The sequence below is a fragment of the Chryseobacterium turcicum genome (assembly GCF_021010565.1).
GTDB classification, from domain to species: Bacteria; Bacteroidota; Bacteroidia; order Flavobacteriales; family Weeksellaceae; genus Chryseobacterium; species Chryseobacterium turcicum.
Window position 1 is genome coordinate 2,248,184 of the sequence record NZ_JAJNAY010000001.1, and the last position, 24,574, is coordinate 2,272,757.

Below are 24,574 nucleotides of genomic sequence, written 5' to 3' on the forward strand. Positions count from 1 at the left end.
CCAAGAGTTTTAGGAAATAATTTTTTGATAAAGACTCATCACCTGATTGGCAATAGGCTCATCATTAAACTTCTGAACAAACTCAAAACCTTTATCAGCACGGCGTTTTCTTTCAGATTCGCTATCCCATAAAAATTTTATTTTTGAGCTTATATCCAGCTCATTTTTTGGGTCGATATAAACAGAATCTTTACCTCCAGCCTCGGGAAGACAACTTGTATTGCTCGTAATGGCAGCCGTTTTTGAGAAAAGGGCTTCTATTACAGGAATTCCAAAGCCTTCGAAGAAGCTTGGATACACAAAAATATCAGCCAATTTATAGATTACAGCCAGCTCATCCATAGAAACTCCTTCCAAAAAATGAATCTGTTTTTCCATTTTATTTTTTTTGATAAAACCTGCTATTTTCTGATAATATTTTGTCTTTTTTCCGACTACGACTAAAGGGATATCGGTGTCTTTTATTGCTTTAACAATATTCAAAAGATTCTTACGCTCTTCAATGGTTCCTACATTTAAAATGAACCTTTCAGGAAGATTAAACTTTTGCTTTGTTTGCTGAATAAATTCTTCAGATTGTTGTTCTTTAAAAGCTTGATGACAGCCTTGATAAATCACTTCAATCTTGCTTTCAGGAACTTTTAAATACTGAATAATATCGCGCTTTGTTTGCTCTGAAATTGCTATGATTTTATCGGCCGAATGTGCGGCTTTTTTAAATTTCCAAAGATGAATTTTACGGTCAAAAAAAGAATAATATTGAGGATATCTTACGAAGATTAAATCGTGAATGGTAACGATTTTTTTGATGGGCTTTTTGTCCCATTTCAAAGGTAATTCACCCGATAATCCATGGAAAATATCTGCATTTTGTTTTTGAGCATCTTTTCCCGTTTTAAACTGACGGGACATTGCTCCTTTTGAGCTTTCAACAAAAGTAACAGTAGGATTTTCTAAAATATCGGAACCTCTTTCCGATTTGTTTTTATTAAGTAATAAATACTGATTTTCAGGATAGTATTTAGATAAAATTCTGACTAAATCTCGCGAGTAATTCCCTAATCCTGAAGTATTATGAAAAAAACGTTTGGCATCAAATGCTATCTTCATTCTCAGGTTTTATAATGTTTTGGGTAAGCTGCTTTCTCTTCCAGTGTTCAGATTTATCACTGTAAAGGAAGAATTTTCCCAATTTATATTTAAACTGCATATTATTGTCATAATGTGGCCCCATAAAACGATGCGGGATTGTTGGGTCTTCACTTAAACATGCTTTAATAGCATCTGTGTAAACGGTGGGTCCGGTTGTTTTATGCACATTATGAGGAAATGGATTGTTTTTGATATTATCTAAAATCATTTCCAAAGTTCTCTGTAAAAATGGGTGTCCTGCAGCATATGCAAGACCCCATTGTACATAATATGTTTGAGGAATCTCATCGGTCACCAAAGCTACATCGTCTTCACGAATAAACTTTTTGATGGGCTTGTTGATTCCGCTGTCTACGTCTAAGTAAACGCCACCTTTTTTATAAAGAATGGCATATCTGAAAAAATCGGCTTTGGCAGCCCCTATCGTCAGTCTGTTGTAAGCCTTCAAATATTCTGGCGGAAACTCATCTTTAAAGAATGTCTGAATCCTGTTATCATCATAAAAATGATATTCGTACTCAGGATTTTTTTTGAGCATTCTGTTGATATGAAATTTCGTAAGCCAAGGAAGCTTATCGGTTTTAAAAGTCTGAAAAATTTGTTTGGGAATTGCCATTTTGCAAAGATTTAAACAGCTACGTTATTTTCTCTTAAAGCATCGTTTAGTGATGTCTTTTTATCAGTAGATTCTTTTCTCTGACCGATAATCAAAGCACAAGGAACCTGATATTCTCCTGCAGGATATTGCTTGGTATAGCTTCCAGGAATTACCACTGAACGAGCAGGAACTCTACCTTTAATTTCAATTGGAGTATCACCCGTAACGTCAATAATTTTTGTGGAAGCAGTCAATACAACATTTGCTCCTAAAACAGCTTCTTTTTCAACGTGAACTCCTTCTACAACGATACATCTAGAACCGATAAAACAATCATCTTCAATGATAACCGGAGCAGCCTGAAGAGGTTCTAAAACACCACCAATACCAACACCACCACTCAAGTGAACGTTTTTACCAATCTGTGCACAGCTTCCTACTGTTGCCCAAGTATCAACCATCGTTCCCGAATCTACATAAGCACCAATATTTACATAAGAAGGCATCAAAATAACGCCTGGAGCAATATAAGCTCCTTCTCTTGCAATGGCATGCGGTACAACTCTTACGCCTTTCTCTGCATAATTTCTTTTCAAAGGCATTTTATCATGAAATTCAAAAGGACCTACTTCAATCGTTTCCATTTTCTGGATTGGGAAGTACATTACTACAGCTTTTTTCACCCATTCATTCACCTGCCATCCGTTTTCTGTAGGCTCTGCTGTACGAAGTTCACCTTTGTCAACTAAAGAAATAACCTCTCTAATCGCCTTTTGGCTGTCTTCATTCTGCAATAATTCTCTGTTGTCCCAGATATTTTCAATAGTTTGTTGTAATGACATAATAAAATTTAAAAATTGTTTAAAAAATTCACTGCCAAATATACAAAAAAGTTGGGCAAAAGTGATGACTTAGAATTGATGGAAGTGATTAAAATTTTATTAAATATTTCTATAAAAATCTTCTTACTTTGGCTTTGTACTGCAGATAAACTTTATCGTGTTGTTTTAATAAAAATTCTTCTTCCAATCTGATTTGGGTTTGAATTAATATGTTGGCTACGATTAAAAAACTTAACGAAATAAAAGTGGGTACTGTGAGAAACATTCCGATTAAACTAAGCAGCATTCCCAGAAAAACAGGGTTTCTAGAATAATTGAAAAGTCCGTTTGTGATTAAATCTGTTTTATGGTCTTCATCAATCCCTATTCTCCAGGAATTTTTCATTTGAAACTGAGCGATGAGAACCCATGCTAAACTGAAAAGCATTAAAATAATCCCTACATATTTAAAGAGATTGTTTTCTAAGAAATTAATTGAAGATTTCAAAGTGGATGTGCTGGGAAAAAAGAAAAGCAAAAGAGTGTAAATGAAAAGAAAAATCAGGGTTAGTTTAAAATATCTGCCAATCAATCCGTAAGCGGAATCATCTTTTGGAAGAACATTTGGATTTTTACCGATTCTTTTTGAAACGATAAAACTTGTTCCGAAAAATGCAGTAAGAAAGAAAACGATAAAAAATAGAGGCATAAAAACTCTTATAAAATCTGTCATAATTAATAATTTTTGACAAATGTAGAGCTCAATGAAATGCAATTCTATTGCAAAGTTTTGGTTTAATTATAAAACGCGTTGTGCGTGAAGATAGGCTTTGTTCCAGTATTTTTCGTTTAAAGAAGAAATAATGACTCCTTTTGATGTTGATGCATGAATGAATTTTATTTCGCCATCATTTTCAATGGTGTGAACGATGCCAACATGGGAGACACGGCTTCCGCCTGCAGTTGCAAAAAATAAAAGGTCACCTGGTTTTACGGTTTTAATATCAATCAATTTTCCTGAATCTGCCTGGTCGGCTGACCTTCTTGGTAAGGTGAAATTGCTTTCCTGAAAAACTTTTACGGTAAATCCTGAGCAATCAAATCCTGAAGAATTATTCCCGCCAAATTTGTAAGGAGTTCCCAAATAAGTTTCGGCATCTTTCAAAAGGCTTTTTACAGAGCCTGAAATCTTCCCGTCAAAAGAAGAATCTAGTTTTCTTAGATTTTCGGACTTTGTAACAGTTTTTGACGGAGTTTTCTTTGACGAAGAAACATTTTTAGAGCTTCCACAAGAAACAATAACTGTAGTAGCTAGAGCTAAAGCAACCAACTTTTTACATAATTTAATTTCCGAAAAACGCAATTCCATATTCATTTGAATAATCAATTAGATATTAATGAAACAAATATAAATTAAATTTTTTAACGATGAATTTTAGATATAGAAAATGAGAAAGAAAAAAGAACGGTGAAGGCAGGATTAAAAACTAAATTTTGAAAATGTTTTTTCAGAAGAAGATGTGATTTATTTTACCGTACTCAAAAAATATTCTCAAATTCTACAGATGGGATTTGTTTAAATAAAAAAATCGGCCGCAAACAAAGTTCACAGCCGATTTTAATTTATAATAGTTACATCTATTTTTTATCTTTCTCTCCGCTCCAAGATCCGCTTCTTACAGGAGTTGGCGATTCGTTCGTCCAGCTTCCGCTTCCTTTTTTCTCTGTATTTAATGTTCCTGAGAACTGCCCGTCCGCTGGAATTACCAATTCTGCAGTAAGCTGCCCAGAGCTGTTTAAGAATCCTGAGATGTTATAGTTTTCATTACTTGATTCATTATACATGGTTCCTGTAACTTTTCCGTCACTGGCAACTACCAGCTTCCACAGGCCTTTTTCAGTACCTTGATACGTTCCAGACCAGGTTCCTATGTAGTCGTTTAGGGTTTCATCGTCTGAAGTACAGCCAATTAATGAAAAAATAGTCAATAAAAGTAAAAAAAGTTTCTTCATAGGTTAGAATAGTTTATAAAATAAGTTTATTCGTTCAATTAATTTTTAAAAAGTTGTACAATGTTTCAATATAATTATGAAAATATTAAAAAAAGGTACGCTTCTTTGAATTGGGCAAATATATTAATTTAATTTTATAGTTTAATCTTTTAGGGATGATATTTTAAACAGTTTTGAGGAAATTTATTTTCAAATAAAATTTTCCATCATTTAGTTTTTCTTCTGCTCAGTGAAGGGTTCTTTTAATGAAAAGCAATTTTTAAATTGATAAGATTTTCGATAATGTGATTTGAATCATAAATGACTGACTCATAAATCAATTAGTTTTGAGAAAATTAATAACCACAGAGATTTAGGTTTAAATAAACATAAAAACCTTCCAGATTTGGAAGGTTTTTGTATTTTTAATAAAACACGGGTTTCAAGTTGTGGAGAATACGGGGATCGAACCCGTCACCTTTAGACTGTCAGTCAGAAATTAAACTTAATTATACGTATTAATGGCGTTTAAACCGTGTTATTGCTTTTATTTATTGGTGTAAAGATAATGTGTATTGCTACCGATTTTGTTACTGAATTTATCCTTATATAATACAGAAAAAGAGACTGATTATAGTCTCTTTTCTCTTACCAGTCTTTGGATACTTCGTATTTTTTATTCATTGCTGATTTTAAATCCGAAATAATAGGATTAACAAAGTCTGTGATTTTATTTATTATATCAACAAATCCTTTGTCTGTGTTTTCTGGCTCATAACGAAGTACTCCTAGATCTAATCTACTACAATTAGCTCCCCGTGAACCTTTATGCTCGAATGTATGAAATTGATATTTGTACCGTCCGTCCTTAACATAAATGTTCATCTTATAACTAATTGGACCCTCAATACATGATGCTCCTAAATAATTTTTCTTTGTTCGATAATCAATCACTCCGACGCCTGCAATTTCTCCATCTTCTTTATCTTCTATATTTACTGAAGTTTTCTTAGATTTAAAACTTTGGTTTGCCCAAATTCTTGCACGATTATAAAGTTCTTCTTTTGTGATTGTAGAATCCATCTTTACTACTTCTTCAAATTGAAATTCCTGAGAGAATGCGAGAATTGAAAGCAATAGTGTAAATAACGTAATAGTCTTTTTCATTTTTTTATTTTTTTCACCAATCATTGGTTTTATTACTTGAAACTTCGTTTTTAATATTATTTACAAAAGAATTTGTAAAAGCTTCCACAAAATTAGCAGCGTTTTCAAGCCTCACAATTCCTCTACTATTAAAGAAAGAACCTAATAATGTTGTTGAAGTTTTATCTGCATTAGTTAGATTTACAAATGTTGGTTTAATCATTATTTTATCATCCTTAAAATTGATTTCAAAATAATTAACGACACTCCAGACGTTTGAACCTCTTTTATTGATAAATACAGTTCTACTTGTTTGGCTCACAACTTCAAATAATAATTGGTCATTCACAGTTTCTTTTAATTTCTCTTTATCTAAATATGGATAATTAGAAGTGATGTAATTTTTTGTCTTATCAAATAAGGTTTGCTTATTCACTCCGGGAAAAGATAAAACAATGTAGTTTTTGGATGTATCATCAGAAACCTTAAAGTTATCTTCTGTTAATTTAAATTCCTGTGAGAAAATAAAAATTGAAAATACCAAGGTTATTAATATAATTATCTTTTTCATAAGCTATTAATCTCTTTCCTTTAAATTTTCATCAATTACACTAAAAAACGTTTTAGATGCCATGTTGAAGTTATAATATAAATTGTCCTTTTTAAATGCAATGGAATAGGTATAATCTCCTAGTGATTTGCTTTTTCGTAATATATTTACCATAGCGTTAAAATCTATGTCTTTTTCATAAATATCATCTTCACTTCCACTGACAAACGAATTGATAAATTTATACTCTTTATTAGCATTAGCAGCTTTCGCAATGTTGTACCATAGCTCATCGTTATTGCCTGTCTTTTCTGTAAGAATTGATATTTTAGAAATTTTATTTTCTTCATTATTACTTTCTACTAGTATTTTGAAGGCTTTTAAATTATACACTCGTGATTCTAAACCGAATTTAGAACCTCGGTCAAAAGGTTTAATGTTCATTGTTTTCTCTAAAACATCAAAAGTCTTGTTGTAATTTGATGCTAATTTCTCAATGTCATTTAAATTCTGACCTAAACAAAAATTACCGCATAAAATAATTAGCAATGATAATAATTGTAGTATTTTATTCATATAAAAGTTTTAATTCGCAAATGTAATAATAAGAAAACACATCAAATTACGGGTATCCGTATTTATACGGTATTTCAAAAATAAATGTTAAATTAGTAGATTTGGATTTAAACCTATCTGCTCAGTCATTTGCTTGAGAAGACTCTTTTCAATATGTTTTCGCTCTTTCTCGTCTTTGAACCTGTTAAGCCTTCGGAGATGAGTAAAAGGTTTTTTTCTATCCGGTTCGTAAAAGCGACATTGAATAAACCAGTCATTATTTGAGCTGGTCGTAAGGAAATCGGATCGTTTGCATCCGAAGTTAAGGTTTTTCATACGTATTAATTTTTGTTACCGATTAATACGTATGAAAAAAAGTTGTTTTTCTCGTAAACCACTTGTGGGATGAGGTTTACAGTAGTGGAGAATATCGGACTCGAACCGATTACCTCAACACTGCCAGTGTTGCGCTCTAGCCAGATGAGCTAATTCCCCTTTCTCAGATTATTATTTCTGAAGCTGTACAAAAGTAAGTATTTAAAGTACATATGCAAACTTTTTAGTGAAATTTTCTTTAATAATTTTACTATTCAATAATCGATTATCAATATGACTTATTGACTACTTTTTAATTCTACAACTCTTTGTAAAAAAGACTGTTTAGCAATTTTTTCTTCGGCTTCATTTATTGCTTTCAGTAAATGATTCTCATTATCGGCTATTTCTTCCAATACTTTGGAGATGATTTCCCACGCAGGTTTCATTTTTTCTATCAATTCAATACCTTTTGGTGACAATTCGATTAAGCGTTTGCGTTCATCTGTTTTATCTTTTTTAGAGATAATCATTTGTTGCTTTTCAAGCTCTTTTAAAAGGCTAATTGTTGAGGGATGCGTATATCCTATTTCATTAGCAATTTCTACAACGCTGAGTGTATTTTTGTGATGTAATGTAAAGATTACCGGAAACCATTTAGGCTCGAAATTTATTCCAAATTCTTTATAAACTAGAGCTCCATCCTTACGCAATTGCTCACTAAGGCGTTGTAATCTTGTAGATAAAGCTAAGGTTCCAGATTCATTGATGACATTCATAAGCTATGATTTTAGATCCAGAAAACAAAATACATTATCGGCACTCATTAAAGGGAATTTTTCTGGTAGAAGTTCTTTTTCAATGATTTTAAAATGATTTCGCTCGTAAAAACGCAATGCAGCCTGAAGTATTGATACTGTTCCCAAATATACTTTATCTATTTCGTTTTTCTGGCAATAAGCAAGCAGGATTTCTAATAGTTTCTGAGCGATACTGTGTTCTTTTCCTCTGAATTCTTTTTTCACAAACATCTTTCGGACTGCTGCTGCTTTTTCATCAAATTTCACCAAAGCAATTGTTCCGACAAGCTCACCATTAATAAAAGCTCCCCAAAAACTTCCGCCATTAGCAAAGTAGAAATCTTCAATTTGCATAAGGTCCGGCTGGTCTTCTATTGTGATTGGAACATTAAATTCCTTTTGCTGAATATTCAAAACCAAATTTATTATTTCTTCTGAATGTGTATTGTTTACAAGATTAATTTCTAACATAATATTTAATTTAAGTACAAAACTACGTAGTTGACTACATATATGCAATAGAAAAATGAAAATTTAATTTAAAACGTATCAATTTTTTATTTTAATCAAAAAAAAACGTGCACTGTTTCCAGTACACGTCTTAACAAGATTTGAATATATAATAACTAACTTTTTATTTCCATCCGCCGCCTAAAGCCTGATATAAATCTACGGCAGCTTTCATTTTGCTATATTCTGCATTTGAAATATTAAGTTCGGCATTCAATGAGTTTACACTTGCATTTAAAACTTCAAGGTAATTTGCCATACCATAATTAACCAATTCCTGAGAATAGTCAACTGATTTTTTGTAAGAGTCTAATTCTTTTTTCTTTAAATCGATAAAAGAATCCTGAACAGAAAATACTCTTATGGCATCAGAAACTTCTTTTCCGGCAGTCAAAATAGATTTTCTGAAATTCAGATACGCTGTTTCTTTGTTCGCCAAACTTACATCGTAAGCAGTTTTGATTTGCCTTTTATTTAAAATTGGCTGTGCTAAACCAGTTACAACATTTGCAAAAAGAGAGTTTACACTAAACAAATGATCGATGTCTACTGACTGCACTCCTCCACTTCCTGTTAGTTTCAATGTAGGGTAAAATTGAGCTTTAGCTACATTTGTCAACTCAAAAGCATTCATTAAATTAAATTCTGCTTGCATCACATCCGGACGGTTTGATAACAAACTTGCAGGATATCCTAAGGCTAAACTTTCTGGCAATGACTGCGATTTTAAAGAAGACCTTGCAATCGTCTGCGATGAATCACCCATCAACAAACTCATCGTATTTTCTAAAAGTTGAATTTGAGTATCGATGTCAATCAGTAAAGATTGAGCATTATAAACCAACGCTTGACTTTGCTGAACAGCAACTTCTGTTACTGATCCTGACTCTTTTAATGCTTTTGTGGCTTCTAAATTATTTTCTCTTACTTTGATTGTTTCTTGAATGATTCTCTTCTGATCGTCATACGTTAACAATTGAAAATATGCCGAAGCGATTGAGGCTACCAAGTCACTTTTTACCGCTTTGTGAGCGGCTAAGGTTCCCAAATAAGTCGCTAATTGAGCTTTTTGCTGAGACTTCATTTTTCCCCACAAATCTGCTTCCCAACCTATCGTAGCTGTAATATCAAACTGGTTTACATAACGTCTTTCTCCGATAATCTGACCAAACTGAGTATTGATAGATTGTGTTTGAAAAGTGTAATTCGGTCCTATTGATAAAGTCGGTTCGTAGGCTGCTTTTGCCTGTTTTAAATAAGCTTCTGCAGAAGTGATACTCTGTACAGCGATTCTTACATCAAGATTATTTTCTAAAGCTTTTGTAATGTGTCCCTGAAGAATAGGATCTGTAAAAATCTCTTTCCAGGAAACATTCGCAATACTTGTGCTATCCTGAGGCAGCATATCTGTACGGAATAGTTTTTCGTCAACTGCAGTTGCGGGTCTTTCGTACTCTTTTCTTACCATACAAGACGATAAAACCGCGAACGCGACCACTGAAAAAGCAGTTCCTTTTATTATTATTGATAAATTTTTCATTATTTAAATCTTAAAGATTTCTTATTCAGCTAAGTTCATTTCTTCGTGCTTGATAGGTTTTATTTTTTCCTGTAAAGTCTGGAAAATAACATATAAAACCGGAATCACAAACACCCCTAAAATAGTACCTATTAATAACCCTATTGCAGCACCTGTAGCAATAGAACGGTTACCTACAGCACCAATTCCACTTGCTAAAACGAGAGGTAATAGACCACAAATAAATGCTAAAGAGGTCATCAAAATAGGTCTTAGTCTGGCTTTGGCTGCATTCACTGCAGACTCCACAATCGTCTCACCATGATGTCTTCTCTGTACCGCAAATTCGATAATCAAAATCGCATTTTTCGCTAATAAACCGACTAACATAATCAATGCAATCTGGAAGTAGATATTGTTTTCTAAGCCCATTATTTTCTGTCCGAAATATGCTCCCATTACCCCAAGAGGAAGTGAAATTACCACAACTAAAGGAAGAATATAACTTTCGTACTGAGCAGAAAGAATGAAATAAACGAACACCAAACTTAAGGCAAAAATCAATAAAGTCTGAGATCCTGAATTTAATTCTTCTCTTGTAAGACCTGTAAATTCAACACTGTAATTTTGATCAAGTGTCTCTTTTGCTACCGCCTGAACTGCCGTAATTGCATCACCCGAACTGAAACCTGCTTTGTTTGCTCCTGTAATCTTTACTGATGTAAATAGGTTATAACGACCTACAGATTGAGGACCATAAGATTTAGTCAACGTCACAAATTGTGAAATAGGTGACATCTCTCCAGAGCTCGTTTTGATATAGTATTGATTAAGATCTTCAGCATTTATTCTGTTTTCTGGTGGTGCCTGAATCATTACTCTAAACTGTTTCCCATATTTGGTAAAGTCAGCAGCATAAATTCCACCAATATATCCTTGCATCGTAGACAAAATATCATTTACAGAAACTCCTTTTTGTTTCGCTAACGGAACATTGATTTCCATTAAATACTGTGGATATTTTGTGTTAAATGAAGTCTGAGCAAATTCAATTTCTGGTCTTTGCATTAGGTTTCCGATAAACTCGTTGGTTTTAGCATCAAGCTGAGCAAAATCACCCCCTGATTTATCTAAAAGTACCATCTCAAAACCTGCACTACTACCAAAACCTGGTACACTCGGTGGTTGGAAAAATACAACTTTAGCATCAGGAACTTTTCCTGCAAGACCAAATAGTCTCTTTGTAATCTCGTCAGAAGATAAACCTTCTCCTTTTCTATCATTAAAAGGTTTAAGCTTAACAAAGGCAAGACCATTATTACTTCCGTTTCCAGATAATAATCCTCTACCTGTAGAAATGGTTACGTTTTGAATTCCCGGAATCTGCATTGCATTTTTCTGCAACGTTTTCAGAACATTGTAAGTTCTTTCCATAGATGCTCCCGGAGGAAGCTGTACGTCTGTAAAGATAATTCCTCTATCTTCTGTAGGTACAAAACCTTTCTTCATACTTCCGTTTGCCCAGTAGATAATTCCACAAGTAACGACAAGAATTAATACAGTCACCCATTTGTGTTTGATAAGAAAGTTAAATCCTCTACCATAACGATCAGTTGCTGTTTTGAAACCGATATTAAATTTATAGAAGAATTTTTGCATGAAATTCTTATTCTTATAACCTTCGTGATGATCTTCGTGAGGCTTTAAGAATAGTGAACATAAAACCGGACTTAAAGTTAATGCATTTACTGCCGAAATAATAATCGCAATAATTAGGGTAATCCCAAACTGCTGATAAAATACTCCGGTAGGACCTGTAATAAATGTAACCGGAATAAATACTGCTGCCATTACCAATGTAATTGAAATAATAGCACCTGTAATTTCGTCCATTGCTTCTACAGTTGCCTTTTTAGCATCAGAAATTCCATGCTCCATTTTAGCATGTACGGCCTCGACGACGACAATCGCATCATCTACCACAATACCAATTGCTAAGACTAAAGCAAAAAGCGTTAATAAATTTAATGAATATCCAAAAAGATTCAGGAAGAAGAATGTTCCTACAATAGATACCGGAACTGCAATCGCCGGAATTAATGTCGATCTGAAATCTTGTAAGAAAATATATACTACAATAAATACAAGAATGAAAGCTTCAATTAAAGTATGAATTACTTTTTCAATAGAAGCATCCAAGAATTCGTTGGTATCAAAGTTAAATGTATATTTTATGCCTTCAGGATAAGAACTTTCATTTTCTTTAAGCTGAGCTTTAATGTTGTCAATAATCTCCTGAGCATTTGATCCCGGAGTTTGAAATACTCCCATACTGATGGAAGGATAATCTCCGTTTTCACCAACACCACTGTAAGATAAACCACCTAATTCTACTTTTGCAACATCTTTCAACATTAAATTCTGCCCGTCTGGAAGAGATTTAATGATAATATCATCATATTGCTCCTTGTCACTGAATTTACCTACATATTTAATAATATATTCAAAAGAACTTCCGCTGTTTTGTCCTAATGACCCTGCTGCAGCTTCTCTACTTTGATCATTAATTGCATTGGTAACTTCAGCTGGTGTAATTCCGTAAGCTGCCAATTTTGCCGGATCAAGCCATACTCTCATCGAGTAGTTTTTTCCACCAAAAACATTGGCTTCCCCAACTCCATTAATCCTTTGCATATTTGGAATAACGTTGATATTCAAAAAGTTTTGAAGATAAGTATCATCAATATTTTTGTTTTCAGAATAAAAAGAAAGGTACATCAATGCACTCGTTTGTTGCTTCTGAGTAACAACTCCCGCACGGGTAACCTCACTTGGAAGTAATGGGCTCGCTCTAGAAACACGGTTTTGAACGTTCACCGCAGCAATATCAGCATCGATTCCTTGTTTAAAGAAAACTTGAATCTGTGCTGAACCATCATTTCCTGCTGTTGAAGTAATATAATCCATCCCTTCAACTCCATTGATTTGTTCTTCCAAAGGAACAACAACACTTTTCATTACAGTTTCAGCATTTGCTCCTGTATAATTTGCTCTCACACTCACCGTTGCCGGTGCAATATCGGGATATTGCGTAACCGGAAGCGCTGTAAGTCCCAATACACCGAGAATAACGATGATGATGGAGATTACAGTGGATAAAACCGGTCTGTTAATAAAGTTCTTTATCATTAGAATTTCGGTTTTACAGATTGAACGAGGCTATCCATGCTGATTTTTTTAGGCTTTACGGCGGTACCAGGCTTTACATTTCCTGTTCCAGCTGCAATAATTATTTCACCTTTTTTAACCCCAGATTTTATTAAAGCTAAATTGTCGATTCTTTCAATTAATTCAACAACTGTATTTCGTGCAGTATCTTTTTCAACTTTATAAACGTAAACAATTCCTTGTTGTTCGTATGTTGCACTTTCTGGTACTACCAAAACGTTGTCGTAATGTTTAGGGAATCTGATGGTTCCACTGTTACCGTTAGTTAAAAGTTTCTGTGCATTATTAAAGGCTACTCTAAACTGAATTGTTCCTGTTGAGCGATCTAGAGAACCTGTAACTGCTTCAATTCTTCCTTTTTCAGGATAAATACTTCCGTTCGCTAACTGAAGCTCTACCATAGGAAGGTTTTTTATTTTTTCAGAAATGCTTGATCCTACAGATTTTTCTAAGAAATCGAAATATGCCTTCTCATTCATTGAGAAATAAGCAAAAATTTCTGAAGTATCTGAAATCGTCGTTAAGGCAACCTGATCTGTAGGTCCTACTAAACTTCCTACTTTCAAAGGAAGTTTACCAATCACTCCAGAAATAGGAGCACGGATTATTGAGTAATCAATGTTTGCTTCTACCCCTTTGTAGTTAGCAACAGCCTGTCTTTTTGCAGCAATAGCCTGTTGTAAGCCTGCTTGAGCCTGAGCTAAACTAGCTTGAGCGGTTTGTAACTGAACATTGCTAATGATGTTTTTCTGAACCAATGGTTTCAGCTTATTAACTTCTACGGTAGCGGCATTTACCTGAGCTTGTGCTGCTGCAATGTTTGATTCTGCAGCGCCAATTCCTGCTTTTGAGGCAGCGGCATTTTCTGTCAGAATATTCGTTTCAAGGCGAAATAATGGCTGCCCTTTAGTTACATATTGACCTTCATCTACCAAAACCTGAGTAATATAACCCTGGATTTTTGCTCGAACATCATTATTAATTCTACCTTCAATACTTGCAGGGAAGTTGTCGTACCCTACTATATTTTTAGTCTCTACCGAAACCACAGGGAAAGTTTTTGCGCCATCCTGTTTCGGAGCTTCTTTTTTGCAGGCAGTCAATGAAAATGCTGCTACAGAAAATAATATAAGCTTGTTTGTCATTTTATAGTTTATTAAGAGATTCCTGAATATTTGATATGCTTTTATTTAAAAGAGCTTTGTAGACTTCTACTCTTTCGTCGTCGTCTTTATGCTCAGTTTTTCTGAAATTTTTAAGGTTTTCTAAAAGCACCAATTCATCCTGCATTTTTTGAACAATCTTTTCAAATCGTATTTTTTTATAATCATCATTGGCGAAGAAATACCGTTTTCTTTCATCCATTTTGTTAACGTCGATAATTAATTCTGAATTGATGAGTAAATTGAGACTGGTAGAAACTGAACTTTTGCTTGCAGAAAAGACTTCTACAAACTCATCAAAGGTAATTCCTACCTTGTCAAAATCGAAAATAAGGTACGAATAAATTTTTGAAGCCAGAGGTGGTAGATTAAAAACAGTGCTGTAAAATTTTACAGCATCCTGAAAAATTTTCTCATCTACCTTTAAACTTTTTTTCATTATTTAAAGTTTTCAACAAAAGTAAAAATTAGTTCGGAACTAAACGAACAAACATGATAGAGTTTATGAATAAACAGTTTCTTAAAGAATCAATGAGTATTGATTTAACCTTTTGTATTTTTTTACATCAACACTTTTTCAAATGCTTTTCTTGCACCTCCTGCAAGAACAACTTCCCCGCAATAAGAATAACCTTTAGATTCTAAAATTTTCAGCATCGCCAAATTATCAAAATTGGTATCAACTTTTATGCTTAATACATTTTGTGATTTAGTATATTCTTCAATATAATCAAAAAGTTTTTTCGCTAATCCTTGTCCGGCAAAGTTTTCAGAAACTGCGACTCTGTGAACGACGACAAACTCGCCGGTCGTTAACCAAGCTCCTTCAATAGAGCTATAAGCAGGCTCATCATTGAAAATCAGTGCTACATAAACCGCAATTTTATTATCTACGGTAAGAACGTGCCCAAATCCTTTAGAAACATCACTTTCTACAGTTTGCAGATTGGGATAACCATTTTGCCACTGTGTACTTCCGTCTATTCTTCTTCGTTCTATTGATTGTTGAATAATTTCCCAAATAACAGAAATATCGGATGTGTTTGCTTTTCTAAAATGGATTTCGTTTTTATTAATCATAAGAAGTTTTATATTACAGACTTTAAAATTGGGAAATAACATCATTAATGCCAAAAATGGTACATTAAAATTTTATTAAGAATATTAATTTTTCTTTAAAGCTTAAGACCAAAAAAACCGAAAATTAACAAGAATTAATTTTCGGTTCTGAAGTAGTAAAATTTAAAATTATGAAATTTTTTATTGATTTAGATTTTCCTGAAGATAAGCATCAATAATATCGAATGCTTTCTTTTCGTCTTGTAAATCTACCATTACTTTTAAAGTTGTCGCCGTAGGCGTTGTTGTAAAAGTCAAATAATTATTTTCAACATCACTAGTGATTTGCGCATCATCTAATTTTGACTTTATCAACTGAATTTCTGCAGATTTATCGCTTTCAAAAACTGATACTCTCGTGTTACGTTCCATATAATATACATTTTGAGTATCTAAATTTAGAATTTTTTTTTCAGAATTCCAAATTTTGAAGCTTTAAATCTTATTAATATTATTTTCAATTTTATCTAAAGCAATCTGAATTTCCTCTTTGCTAACATTCAAATGTGGTCTGAATCTTATAGATTGATCGCCACAAGAAAGAATAATTAATCCATCATTATACAACTCATTTCTGATGTGGTCTCTTTGCTCGCCCGATGGTAAATCTATGGCACACATTAGACCTTTACCTCTTGCATTAGATAATTTTTCAGGATGCTTCTGAGCTAAATTTTGTAATCCTTCCAAAAGATATTCTCCTACAATATTGGCATTTTCTAAAAGGTTTTCTTTTTCGATAACTTCCATTACCAATTGGAAACGCAACATGTCAATTAAGTTACCTCCAAAAGTAGAATTGATTCTAGAGCTTTCTCTGAAAACGTTATTTGGGATTTCGTCAAACTTTTCTTTATTCGCCAACACTCCACAAACCTGAGTTTTTTTACCGAAAGAAATAATATCAGGTCTTACGCTTAAATGCTCAAAAGCCCACATTTTACCAGTGATGCCTATTCCGGTTTGTACTTCGTCGAAAATTAAAAGAATCTCATGCTCATCACAGATATTTCTTAGACCAACAAAAAACTCGTCTCTGAAATGATTATCACCACCTTCAGCCTGAATTGGTTCAATAATAATACAAGCAACTTTATCTGGATTTGCAAGAATTGCTTCTGTAATTTGTATTAACGCTAAATTTTCGTTTTTAATAGTTTCTTCTAAATTTTCTTCTGTAATTGGGAAATGCAATTTAGGATTTAGAATTCTTGGCCATTCAAACATCGGGAAGTACTGATATTTACGTGGATCTGAAGTATTTGTTAAGCTCAAAGTATACCCACTTCTTCCGTGAAATGCCTGTCTGAAATGGATGCAAATTCCTGCTTCGGTGTCAAGACCTTTTTCGAAATTTTTTCTTGTTTTCCAGTCGAAACATGCTTTCATTGCATTTTCAACACCTAAAGCTCCACCTTCAATAAAAAATGCATACTGCAATTCTTCAGGTAAAACTACTCTTTCGAAAACTTCCAGAAAATGAGCATATTCTTTAGAATAAACATCTGCCAAAGTAGGCTTGTTGACTGCCATTTTTCCCAGCCACTCAGATTTTTCAACCAAATAAGGATGATTATAACCTATTGAAGCTGAACCGAACATTGAAAACATATCTAGGAAATTTTTCCCTGAAACTGAATCGTGAATCCAAGATCCGTGAGAGTTTTCAATATCCATTACAAAGTCGAAACCGTCTGCTAAAACGTGTTTTCCAACGATTTCTTTTATTTTATTTGTTTTTTCTAATGTATTATCCATATAGTTTTTTTATTTAGTGATTGTCATAAAATTCCAACAACAGATCTTTTAATTTTTTCCTCTCTTTTAGAAACCATTTATTATTTTTTTTCTCAAAAAGAGCAAGAAATACATCCTCTTTAGAATATTGTACTAATGCCTGAGATTTACTGTTGTCAAAACCTAAATTTGAAAAAATTATTGATCCATTGTTTTTATAATTAACTATTACAATGTTTTTATCAGAGTTGAAATTATTATATATCGTATTTTCCTTTCTATTATTCGCAATAAAATTTTCATAAGTACTTTTCCGTAGAAATAAAAATTTCCTCATAAAGATTTTAAATTCTTGCTTTTCATCAGGGTTTCCTTCGAAATTTAAACGAAAAACTTTATCATTAATTTTAAGTTCTTTTTCCGGAAAACTATTGATAATCAAGGAATAAATTTCTTTCTCATCCGCATCTTGAGAAAAACAAAAAATGGATAATAAGAAAAAAACACTCAATAATAATCTCTTCATTGTAAGTTACAAATCAAATTTAATTCCCTGGGCCAATGGAAGGCTTGCGGTGTAATTGATGGTGTTGGTTTGTCTTCTCATGTAGTATTTCCAAACATCAGAGCCAGATTCTCTACCGCCTCCGGTTTCTTTTTCTCCACCAAAAGCTCCACCGATTTCAGCACCTGAAGTTCCGATATTTACGTTGGCAATTCCACAATCTGAACCTGCATGAGAAAGGAATAATTCTGCTTCTCTCAAGTTCTGAGTCATAATTGCTGAAGATAAACCTTGAGGAACATCATTCTGAATAGCAATTGCTTCCTCTAAAGTTTTGTATTTAATTAAATATAAAATTGGTGCAAAAGTCTCGTGCTGTACGATTTCGTAAGAATTTTTAACTTCTGCGATACAAGGTTTTACATAACAGCCAGATTCGTAATCTTTACCTGTTAAAACTCCACCTTCAACAACGAATTTCCCACCTTCTTTTTTACATTTTTCGATGGCTAATTCGTACTGATTTACTGCAGCAACGTCGATAAGAGGTCCAACGTGCATATTTTCGTCTAATGGATTTCCTATTTTCAACTGTCCGTAAGCTTTTGCCAAACGGTTTTTTACTTCGTTGTAAACAGATTCATGAATAATCAATCTTCTTGTAGAAGTACATCTTTGACCAGCAGTTCCTACAGCTCCGAAAACAGCTCCGATAATTGACATGTCTAAATCGGCATCTTTAGAAATAATAATAGCATTATTTCCACCTAATTCTAAGATTGATTTACCAAATCTTTCAGCAACTTTAGAAGAAACCATTCTTCCTACTCTTGTAGAACCTGTGAATGATACCAAAGCAACACGTTTGTCATCAACCAATTTTTGCCCAATTGTGTGGTCTCCTACCATTACGCTAGAAATTCCTTCAGACAAATTATTTGCTGCTAAAACTTCATTCATAATATTTTGGCAAGCAATTGCACAAAGCGGAGTTTTTTCTGATGGTTTCCAGATGGTAACGTTTCCACAAATCCAAGCTAAAGCGGTATTCCACGCCCAAACTGCTACCGGAAAGTTAAATGCTGTAATAATACTTACAATACCAATTGGGTGATATTGCTCGTACATTCTGTGGCCTGGTCTTTCAGAATGCATCGTGTAGCCGTGAAGCTGTCTAGATAAACCGACTGCAAAATCGCAGATATCTATCATTTCCTGTACTTCACCAAGGCCTTCCTGTAAAGATTTTCCCATTTCGTAAGAAACAAGTTTCCCTAGGTCGTCTTTGTATTCTCTTAATTTTAAACCAAGCTGGCGTACGATTTCACCTCTTTTTGGTGCCGGCACCGTTCTGAATTCCAGAAATGCTTTTTGAGCAGATTCTAATACTTTATCATAATCTTTCTCGCTCGATAATTTTACTTTACCTATTAATCTTCCGTCTGCCGGAGAATAACTTTCTATCGATTTTCCTGATGCAAAAAATTTACCTCCTGTAGAAGTTCCTTTATTTTCATCTTTGATTCCTAAATTTTTTAATGAATTTTCAATTCCGAAATCTTTGATTTTTTTTGACATAAAAATGTAACTTTTCGTTTTGCCTAAGATAAAAATAAATATGGTATCAGGAAAATTTTTATGATTTAATACTGTTTTTATTTGGAATAATTATAGATATACTTATCTTTGTACCACAACATTTACCACTTTGAAATGGAAAATAAAGAAGTTATCAACGAGCAAAATGCAGAGAAAAGTACAAGATGGAAAAAGATGCTGAAGAAATTCGGAGTCTGGGGAATTGTATTTTTTACCGTAAAAGGAATTATTACTTCTACCTTAATTTATTTTCTGGGTAAAAATTTCTGGAGCGTAATTAACGGTTTTTTTACTGGTGCTGCCCAATAAAAAAAAGCAAAGAAATTATTCTCTGCTTTTCATTTTATTTAAAACTAAATTTCACTCTTTTTTCTTTCTCCCAGCGTTGATTAGATTCTGATTAAGAAGATACTCAATCTGTCCGTTGACGCTTCTAAACTCGTCATTTGCCCATTTTTCAAGAAGTTTATAGGTAGACTCATCTATCCTTATTACGAAAGATTTTTTGCTTTTGTTTTCGGAAGAATTTTGAGTTTTTTCTGACTTCATTTTGTTTGTTTTTCTAGTCGCTGCTTTGTTTTTAAACGCAAAGAGCGCAAAGTTTTTTCTTAAATTATTGAGGATATTTTTTTGTTCGCAAAGGCGCTTCGCTCAGCAAAGGCTTATTCTTAATTTAATGATTAAGTTACGTTATTATCAATCTTAACCTAAGCCTCAACCTTAATTATATAACGTTCCTGCGTTTAAGATTGGAGTTGCTGCTTTTTCGCCACATAAAACAACCATAAGATTACTTACCATTGCAGCTTTTCTTTCGTCATCTAGTTCAACAATATTTTCAGCTGAAAGTTTCTTTAAAGCTAAATCTACCATTCCAACGGCGCCTTCTACAATTTTTGTTCTTGCTGCAACAATCGCTGTTGCCTGCTGTCTTTGAAGCATTGCTCCTGCGATTTCTGATGCATATGCCAAGTGAGAAATTCTTGCTTCCTGAATGATGATGCCTGCTTTAGAAAGTCTGTCTGTTAATTCTTGCTCCAAAATAGAATTGATTTTTTCGCCACCTTCTCTTAATGTAATTGGCGCATGGTCATCTTCTAAGTTATCGTAAGGAAAGCTCATTGCCAAATGACGAACTGCCGCCTCGCTCTGCATTTTTACAAAATCTGAGTATCTTTCAACATCAAAAGCAGCTTTGTAGGTGTCTCCTACTTTCCAAACCATTACAACTCCAATTTCGATAGGATTACCCATTTTATCATTTACTTTCAAAGTCTGTCCTTGCAAATTCTCCGAACGTAAAGACATTTTCTGAGAAGAATACAAAGGATTAATAAAAAACATTCCGTTATCTTTTACAGAACCTACATATTTTCCAAAGAAGTTTAGTACTCTTGAATGGTTAGGTTGAATAATCATTAAACCTTTCAATAAAAAACAGGTAATAAAAAATGCAACAATTGAAATGATGACAGAAGTGGCATCTACATTTTCTCCATCATTAATACCGTAAATAAAAAGATATACCGAACCTCCTAATAAAATAAGAGAGATTACAAGTGCCAAATAACCTGACATTGGTTTTAAAACTTTTTCCATGATTGTAATTTTTAAAGTGATATTGTTTTGATATCATAAAGATATGAATAAATTATTAGTTATTAGTTATTAGTTATTAGTTATTAGTTATTTTGGTTGATAAGTTTTGTTGTTTTTGAAAGAGTAGTTTTTTACTTTGCTTAATTTTTTGGTTTTCTGTTTCATAAAAAAATCCCGAAAATTATTTTTCGGGATTTTTTATTTATTTAAAATTGAGTTTTACTTTTTCTTAAGAGCAGTAAATTTGAAGTAAGAAACTAGTGCTAGTAAGAACATCACTGCTAAACCAATGTATACCCAAGCCGGAACCGGAACCGGGTCACCTGCTGCGTAAGAGTGAAGTCCGCTTAAGTAATAGTTTACTCCGAAATACGTCATTACCATTGAGCAAAATGCAAACATTGTCGCAACGTGTACCGCCCATCTGCTTCTTAATCCTGGAACCAATCTCATGTGTAAAACAAAAGCGTACACCATAATTGAGATAAAAGCCCACGTTTCTTTTGGATCCCAGCTCCAGTATCTTCCCCAAGATTCATTTGCCCAGATACCTCCTAAAAAGTTTCCTACAGTAAGAGCAAAAAGACCTATTGTTAAAGACATTTCAGAAACAATTGCCAATTCTTTCAGTGTAGAATCATTGTGGGTTTTAAATAGATTTTTATCTGCAATAATATAGAATACTAATGAAATTACTGCAATAATCATTGACAGTGCAAAGAATCCATAACTTGATACAATAATCGCAACGTGTACAATTAGCCAATAAGATTTAAGAACCGGAACCAATGGCGTAATTTGTGGGTCTAATGCAGAACCTCCATGAGCAAATCCCATCATGATTACCGCAACCATAAATCCAGCAGCTGGAATTAACGCGTTTGACGTATTTTCTTTTTTAATCTTTTTTGTTGTAGACTCTAATGCTTTTTTACCTAAACTTGGTTTCCCAAATCCGAAATAGAACATCAATCCTGCTGAAATCCCTACCCAAGAAATGAAGATAATTGCTTCGTAACCGTTACTCCAAGGAGCGTGACCAGAAATAAACCATCTTGCTATCAATCCGAAGAAATGACAAACATATCCTACTATCCCTACATAGATAATTCCTTTGATGATTTTATTAAGAGTTTTATTAGGCTTAAATAATGCTACAAAACCTAAAATCAATAATAAACTTCCAATAATAGTATAGAAAATCAATAATTTGAAATTGATATCCGCTTTGTTCATGAATACTTCCAGCTTAACTTTTGCTTCAGATGGCACGACTGCTTTCGCCCATTTTTGCTGATAATCTGAAAGCTTTTTTAGTTCCGCATCAGCTTTGCTCCAGTCTCCTGTTTTTTGTGCCTGAAGTGCTTCTGCGAAGTAAGGTCCCATTACTTTTTGAGACTCCATATCCGGCTCCATTTTTTGGTCTAACCAAGAATGCCAAGTATGATTCGGGTCGTTTTTTACAGGAACAATTCTCATAAACTGTCCGCTGAAAAACTCATTAAAAATCTGAACTCTTTCGTTCAGTTTGATAACTTGTTTGTCGTATTCAGACTGCTCTGCCGGTTTCTTACGGAATGCCGTATTGTATTCTGCGTCTAGGATATAAGTAAGATTTCCGTTGGCATCAGAAGGGAAAAGGTTCATCAAAGAAGTATATCCGTCTGCATCAGCTTTTGTAATTTTCAAAAGCTCCTCACCTCCTTTTGCATCCACTTTAATCAACGGAACCATTGTCCAGCTTGGTGTATCTGTGTTAATAGACAAGAACCACTGTTCAGCCGTTAAGTATTTTCCGTCAGTTCCTTTAAATTTATCTCTTTTATAAAGCTTTCTTAAAACATCTAAAGCCTGAGTATTAATAGGAACAATTCTACCTTCAAAATTTTGTACCAAAAGATATCCAAACTTGTCTGCATGTTCTTTGGTAATTTTATTTCTGGCAATCATTTCGTCTGGCGAAATCATTCTCATTTTCGTTAACGGTGCTGCCAAAGAATTTTGTTGATGACTTCCTTGTGGCTGAGTTGCTTGAGGAGCTGCATCGTGAGTGTGACCATCGCCTTCTACATGTACATGTTCTCTGCTTCCGTCTGTAGTACCATGAGTTTCAATTTTCTGAGCGCCCAAACTTAAGCTTAACAATAATAAAATTACTGTTGCCGCTCTTTTCTTGTTGATGTCTTTCAGCATTTTATTAAGTTTCCAAAAGTGGGTTCCTTTCCAGAAGAACATCACAAACATCCCTCCGAATAAGAATGCATAACCAATATAAGAAATTAAAGTTCCCCAAAAGTCGTGATTTACAGAAAGTAAAGTTCCCATTCTGTCTGGCGTATAACTCGCTTGGAAAAAGCGGTAACCTTTATAGTTAAGAACGTTATTCATGTAAATTTTATAAGGCGTTTGTTTTCCTTCGTCTATAATTTTTATGTGGCTTTCATAGGCACTTGGAGATGAACTTCCAGGATAAGTTTCCATCACGAAATCATCTAATTTTATAGCAAAAGGAGTGGTGTAAATTTTAGGACCAAAACCAACCATGATATTCAGGTTATCCATGGTTACTTGTTTGTAAGCGTTAGGATTTCCTCTTTCTACAGAAAGTTCTACAACTTGTTTTGTTTTCGGACCTTCAATTTCTATTGTCATCGCGTCAGGAACATTCTGGTCTTTTTTTCTGTCACCTTCAAAAGCCATTAACTTTCCTTTTCTAAGACCTTCAGGAACTACTAATTTTAATTCGTTAATGCTGTAAAGACTTCTCAAAACTAAAGGTTGATACTGGTCTTTCGCAGTATTTCCTGTTGCCTGAGTTGCCATGGTCATATAGGTTGCGTCAACGGGAGTTTTGATTAACATCTGTCCGTTTTCCTGCTTAAATTCAACAGCTCCTTCGATGGCTCTGTTGAATGTTACCAAAGTTCCGTTGATAGATTTTGTATCTCCAGATTTGATGTAGATATTCTGTCTTCCGGTTTCTGTAGTCGATACTAAATGAAGGTATTCTGCCCCATTGTTATCAGCAACTAAACTGTCTTTTTTTCTTTGAACATAATCCAAAGTTTTTATCTTAACTTGCTTTCCGTGGAAATCATAAGTTGCTTTAAAATCTTTGTGTAATGGAGACATTAAATAAGGAACATCCTGATAATTCAGTACATCTCCTTTATCTTCGATTTGAATTTTAAAGAAATTTTTATCGGTAACGATTTCGTTTGAGGTTTCGCCCTCTCTGATGCTCATTTGACCTTCAAAACTAATGTATCTGGTAATAGCACCCCCAATGAAAATTAAGATAAATGAAAGGTGAAACACCAAAACGGGCCATTTTTCTCTTTTCCAGAGACGGTATCGTCCGATATTTCCCACAAAATTAATAATGAGGAGAAGCATAATGAGTTCAAACCATTTTGCTTCATAAATTAAGGCTTTTGCCGTTGGAGTTCCATAATCGTTTTCTAGGAACGTTGCATATGCCATGGCAAATGCATAAACCAGCAATAGAACAGCCATTGTTCTGGTGGAGATAATTATATCCTGCAGCTTCTTCATGATATTTTTTACTTGACATGCAAAAATAAGGATGATAAACCGAAAGAGGGCTAAAAAAAGCTGTTTTTTGTCACGTTAAAAGGGATTTAGCTTATTTTTAAACGTTCTTAA

The 24,574-nt window shown here is 33.7% G+C and carries 25 protein-coding genes and 1 tRNA gene; 1 reads left to right on the forward strand and 25 read right to left on the reverse strand.

The window, feature by feature from the left end; translation table 11 throughout:
* Positions 1-9: 9 nt before the first annotated feature.
* The 22 genes from LO744_RS10230 to amaB form a co-directional block, all read right to left on the reverse strand.
* Entirely contained in the window at positions 10-1,110 is a 1,101-nt protein-coding gene (locus tag LO744_RS10230; protein ID WP_230669145.1) for a glycosyltransferase family 4 protein, read from the reverse strand.
* Positions 1,094-1,768 carry a glycosyltransferase family 32 protein gene (locus tag LO744_RS10235; RefSeq protein ID WP_230669147.1) on the reverse strand — a complete coding sequence of 225 codons (675 nt, stop codon included), beginning with the start codon at positions 1,766-1,768 and terminating at the stop codon, positions 1,094-1,096. Before LO744_RS10235 ends, LO744_RS10230 begins: the two co-directional genes overlap by 17 nt.
* A gap of 11 nt (positions 1,769-1,779) precedes the next feature.
* Entirely contained in the window at positions 1,780-2,592 is an 813-nt protein-coding gene (locus LO744_RS10240; RefSeq protein WP_230669149.1) for a 2,3,4,5-tetrahydropyridine-2,6-dicarboxylate N-succinyltransferase, read from the reverse strand.
* Positions 2,593-2,701: 109 nt separating this feature from the next.
* Positions 2,702-3,304, reverse strand: coding sequence for a methyltransferase family protein (locus tag LO744_RS10245; RefSeq protein WP_230669151.1), 603 nt, complete (start codon positions 3,302-3,304; stop codon positions 2,702-2,704).
* A gap of 66 nt (positions 3,305-3,370) precedes the next feature.
* Positions 3,371-3,940: a C40 family peptidase gene (locus LO744_RS10250; protein ID WP_230669153.1), complete on the reverse strand. Its 570-nt coding sequence runs from the start codon at positions 3,938-3,940 to the stop codon at positions 3,371-3,373.
* Between the two features lie 269 nt (positions 3,941-4,209).
* Entirely contained in the window at positions 4,210-4,584 is a 375-nt protein-coding gene (locus tag LO744_RS10255; protein ID WP_230669155.1) for a hypothetical protein, read from the reverse strand.
* Positions 4,585-5,211: 627 nt separating this feature from the next.
* Positions 5,212-5,730 carry a DUF4468 domain-containing protein gene (locus LO744_RS10260; RefSeq protein WP_230669157.1) on the reverse strand — a complete coding sequence of 173 codons (519 nt, stop codon included), beginning with the start codon at positions 5,728-5,730 and terminating at the stop codon, positions 5,212-5,214.
* Positions 5,731-5,743: 13 nt separating this feature from the next.
* Positions 5,744-6,280, reverse strand: coding sequence for a hypothetical protein (locus tag LO744_RS10265; protein WP_230669159.1), 537 nt, complete (start codon positions 6,278-6,280; stop codon positions 5,744-5,746).
* 6 nt (positions 6,281-6,286) lie between these two features.
* The gene (locus LO744_RS10270; RefSeq protein ID WP_230669161.1) at positions 6,287-6,835 is read right to left on the reverse strand and encodes a hypothetical protein; all 549 of its coding nucleotides are present in this window, start codon (positions 6,833-6,835) and stop codon (positions 6,287-6,289) included.
* A gap of 87 nt (positions 6,836-6,922) precedes the next feature.
* On the reverse strand, positions 6,923-7,150 hold the full coding sequence (locus LO744_RS10275) for a hypothetical protein (protein ID WP_230669163.1): 228 nt from the start codon (positions 7,148-7,150) through the stop codon (positions 6,923-6,925).
* Between the two features lie 85 nt (positions 7,151-7,235).
* Positions 7,236-7,309: transfer RNA gene (locus LO744_RS10280), tRNA-Ala, on the reverse strand.
* Positions 7,310-7,428: 119 nt separating this feature from the next.
* On the reverse strand, positions 7,429-7,908 hold the full coding sequence (locus LO744_RS10285; protein ID WP_230669165.1) for a MarR family winged helix-turn-helix transcriptional regulator: 480 nt from the start codon (positions 7,906-7,908) through the stop codon (positions 7,429-7,431).
* A 3-nt stretch (positions 7,909-7,911) separates the two neighbouring features.
* A complete protein-coding gene (locus LO744_RS10290) occupies positions 7,912-8,400 on the reverse strand; it encodes a GNAT family N-acetyltransferase (RefSeq protein ID WP_230669167.1) in 489 nt (162 codons plus the stop codon).
* A 163-nt stretch (positions 8,401-8,563) separates the two neighbouring features.
* Complete coding sequence (locus LO744_RS10295; protein WP_230669169.1) at positions 8,564-9,979, reverse strand: efflux transporter outer membrane subunit; 1,416 nt, start codon at positions 9,977-9,979, stop codon at positions 8,564-8,566.
* A gap of 21 nt (positions 9,980-10,000) precedes the next feature.
* Entirely contained in the window at positions 10,001-13,147 is a 3,147-nt protein-coding gene (locus LO744_RS10300) for an efflux RND transporter permease subunit (protein ID WP_230669171.1), read from the reverse strand.
* Complete coding sequence (locus tag LO744_RS10305; RefSeq protein WP_230669173.1) at positions 13,147-14,331, reverse strand: efflux RND transporter periplasmic adaptor subunit; 1,185 nt, start codon at positions 14,329-14,331, stop codon at positions 13,147-13,149. Before LO744_RS10305 ends, LO744_RS10300 begins: the two co-directional genes overlap by 1 nt.
* 1 nt (position 14,332) lies before the next feature.
* Positions 14,333-14,788, reverse strand: coding sequence for a transcriptional regulator (locus LO744_RS10310; protein ID WP_230669175.1), 456 nt, complete (start codon positions 14,786-14,788; stop codon positions 14,333-14,335).
* Between the two features lie 122 nt (positions 14,789-14,910).
* On the reverse strand, positions 14,911-15,429 hold the full coding sequence (locus LO744_RS10315; protein WP_230669177.1) for a GNAT family N-acetyltransferase: 519 nt from the start codon (positions 15,427-15,429) through the stop codon (positions 14,911-14,913).
* A 180-nt stretch (positions 15,430-15,609) separates the two neighbouring features.
* A complete protein-coding gene (locus LO744_RS10320; RefSeq protein ID WP_230669179.1) occupies positions 15,610-15,840 on the reverse strand; it encodes a DUF2007 domain-containing protein in 231 nt (76 codons plus the stop codon).
* 63 nt (positions 15,841-15,903) lie between these two features.
* On the reverse strand, positions 15,904-17,226 hold the full coding sequence (lat, locus tag LO744_RS10325) for an L-lysine 6-transaminase (RefSeq protein WP_230669181.1): 1,323 nt from the start codon (positions 17,224-17,226) through the stop codon (positions 15,904-15,906).
* Between the two features lie 13 nt (positions 17,227-17,239).
* Positions 17,240-17,731 carry a hypothetical protein gene (locus LO744_RS10330; RefSeq protein WP_230669184.1) on the reverse strand — a complete coding sequence of 164 codons (492 nt, stop codon included), beginning with the start codon at positions 17,729-17,731 and terminating at the stop codon, positions 17,240-17,242.
* Between the two features lie 6 nt (positions 17,732-17,737).
* Positions 17,738-19,288, reverse strand: coding sequence for an L-piperidine-6-carboxylate dehydrogenase (gene amaB, locus LO744_RS10335; RefSeq protein WP_230669185.1), 1,551 nt, complete (start codon positions 19,286-19,288; stop codon positions 17,738-17,740).
* A gap of 135 nt (positions 19,289-19,423) precedes the next feature.
* Here amaB and LO744_RS10340 point away from each other — a divergent pair, with 135 nt between their 5' ends.
* The gene (locus LO744_RS10340; RefSeq protein WP_230669186.1) at positions 19,424-19,618 is read left to right on the forward strand and encodes a hypothetical protein; all 195 of its coding nucleotides are present in this window, start codon (positions 19,424-19,426) and stop codon (positions 19,616-19,618) included.
* A gap of 51 nt (positions 19,619-19,669) precedes the next feature.
* Here the strand turns inward: LO744_RS10340 and LO744_RS10345 are convergent, their stop codons facing one another.
* The 3 genes from LO744_RS10345 to ccsA all read right to left on the reverse strand — a co-directional run bounded on the left by LO744_RS10345 (position 19,670) and on the right by ccsA (position 24,463).
* Complete coding sequence (locus tag LO744_RS10345; RefSeq protein ID WP_230669187.1) at positions 19,670-19,858, reverse strand: Arc family DNA binding domain-containing protein; 189 nt, start codon at positions 19,856-19,858, stop codon at positions 19,670-19,672.
* A gap of 171 nt (positions 19,859-20,029) precedes the next feature.
* Entirely contained in the window at positions 20,030-20,908 is an 879-nt protein-coding gene (locus tag LO744_RS10350) for an SPFH domain-containing protein (RefSeq protein WP_230669188.1), read from the reverse strand.
* A 219-nt stretch (positions 20,909-21,127) separates the two neighbouring features.
* A complete protein-coding gene (gene ccsA / locus LO744_RS10355) occupies positions 21,128-24,463 on the reverse strand; it encodes a cytochrome c biogenesis protein CcsA (protein ID WP_230669189.1) in 3,336 nt (1,111 codons plus the stop codon).
* Positions 24,464-24,574 lie beyond the last annotated feature (111 nt).

Bases quoted from the DNA above. Each gene is read 5' to 3' on its own strand.
- LO744_RS10340 (WP_230669186.1), top strand. From the start codon at position 19,424: ATGGAAAATAAAGAAGTTATCAACGAGCAAAATGCAGAGAAAAGTACA.
- LO744_RS10270 (WP_230669161.1), bottom strand. From the start codon at position 6,835: ATGAATAAAATACTACAATTATTATCATTGCTAATTATTTTATGCGGT.
- LO744_RS10345 (WP_230669187.1), bottom strand. From the start codon at position 19,858: ATGAAGTCAGAAAAAACTCAAAATTCTTCCGAAAACAAAAGCAAAAAA.
- LO744_RS10320 (WP_230669179.1), bottom strand. From the start codon at position 15,840: ATGGAACGTAACACGAGAGTATCAGTTTTTGAAAGCGATAAATCTGCA.
- LO744_RS10260 (WP_230669157.1), bottom strand. From the start codon at position 5,730: ATGAAAAAGACTATTACGTTATTTACACTATTGCTTTCAATTCTCGCA.
- LO744_RS10330 (WP_230669184.1), bottom strand. From the start codon at position 17,731: ATGAAGAGATTATTATTGAGTGTTTTTTTCTTATTATCCATTTTTTGT.
- ccsA (WP_230669189.1), bottom strand. From the start codon at position 24,463: ATGAAGAAGCTGCAGGATATAATTATCTCCACCAGAACAATGGCTGTT.
- LO744_RS10285 (WP_230669165.1), bottom strand. From the start codon at position 7,908: ATGAATGTCATCAATGAATCTGGAACCTTAGCTTTATCTACAAGATTA.
- LO744_RS10295 (WP_230669169.1), bottom strand. From the start codon at position 9,979: ATGAAAAATTTATCAATAATAATAAAAGGAACTGCTTTTTCAGTGGTC.
- LO744_RS10250 (WP_230669153.1), bottom strand. From the start codon at position 3,940: ATGGAATTGCGTTTTTCGGAAATTAAATTATGTAAAAAGTTGGTTGCT.
- LO744_RS10245 (WP_230669151.1), bottom strand. From the start codon at position 3,304: ATGACAGATTTTATAAGAGTTTTTATGCCTCTATTTTTTATCGTTTTC.
- LO744_RS10300 (WP_230669171.1), bottom strand. From the start codon at position 13,147: ATGATAAAGAACTTTATTAACAGACCGGTTTTATCCACTGTAATCTCC.
- LO744_RS10230 (WP_230669145.1), bottom strand. From the start codon at position 1,110: ATGAAGATAGCATTTGATGCCAAACGTTTTTTTCATAATACTTCAGGA.
- LO744_RS10275 (WP_230669163.1), bottom strand. From the start codon at position 7,150: ATGAAAAACCTTAACTTCGGATGCAAACGATCCGATTTCCTTACGACC.
- LO744_RS10240 (WP_230669149.1), bottom strand. From the start codon at position 2,592: ATGTCATTACAACAAACTATTGAAAATATCTGGGACAACAGAGAATTA.
- LO744_RS10350 (WP_230669188.1), bottom strand. From the start codon at position 20,908: ATGGAAAAAGTTTTAAAACCAATGTCAGGTTATTTGGCACTTGTAATC.
- LO744_RS10265 (WP_230669159.1), bottom strand. From the start codon at position 6,280: ATGAAAAAGATAATTATATTAATAACCTTGGTATTTTCAATTTTTATT.
- lat (WP_230669181.1), bottom strand. From the start codon at position 17,226: ATGGATAATACATTAGAAAAAACAAATAAAATAAAAGAAATCGTTGGA.
- LO744_RS10305 (WP_230669173.1), bottom strand. From the start codon at position 14,331: ATGACAAACAAGCTTATATTATTTTCTGTAGCAGCATTTTCATTGACT.
- LO744_RS10255 (WP_230669155.1), bottom strand. From the start codon at position 4,584: ATGAAGAAACTTTTTTTACTTTTATTGACTATTTTTTCATTAATTGGC.
- LO744_RS10235 (WP_230669147.1), bottom strand. From the start codon at position 1,768: ATGGCAATTCCCAAACAAATTTTTCAGACTTTTAAAACCGATAAGCTT.
- LO744_RS10315 (WP_230669177.1), bottom strand. From the start codon at position 15,429: ATGATTAATAAAAACGAAATCCATTTTAGAAAAGCAAACACATCCGAT.
- LO744_RS10310 (WP_230669175.1), bottom strand. From the start codon at position 14,788: ATGAAAAAAAGTTTAAAGGTAGATGAGAAAATTTTTCAGGATGCTGTA.
- LO744_RS10290 (WP_230669167.1), bottom strand. From the start codon at position 8,400: ATGTTAGAAATTAATCTTGTAAACAATACACATTCAGAAGAAATAATA.
- amaB (WP_230669185.1), bottom strand. From the start codon at position 19,288: ATGTCAAAAAAAATCAAAGATTTCGGAATTGAAAATTCATTAAAAAAT.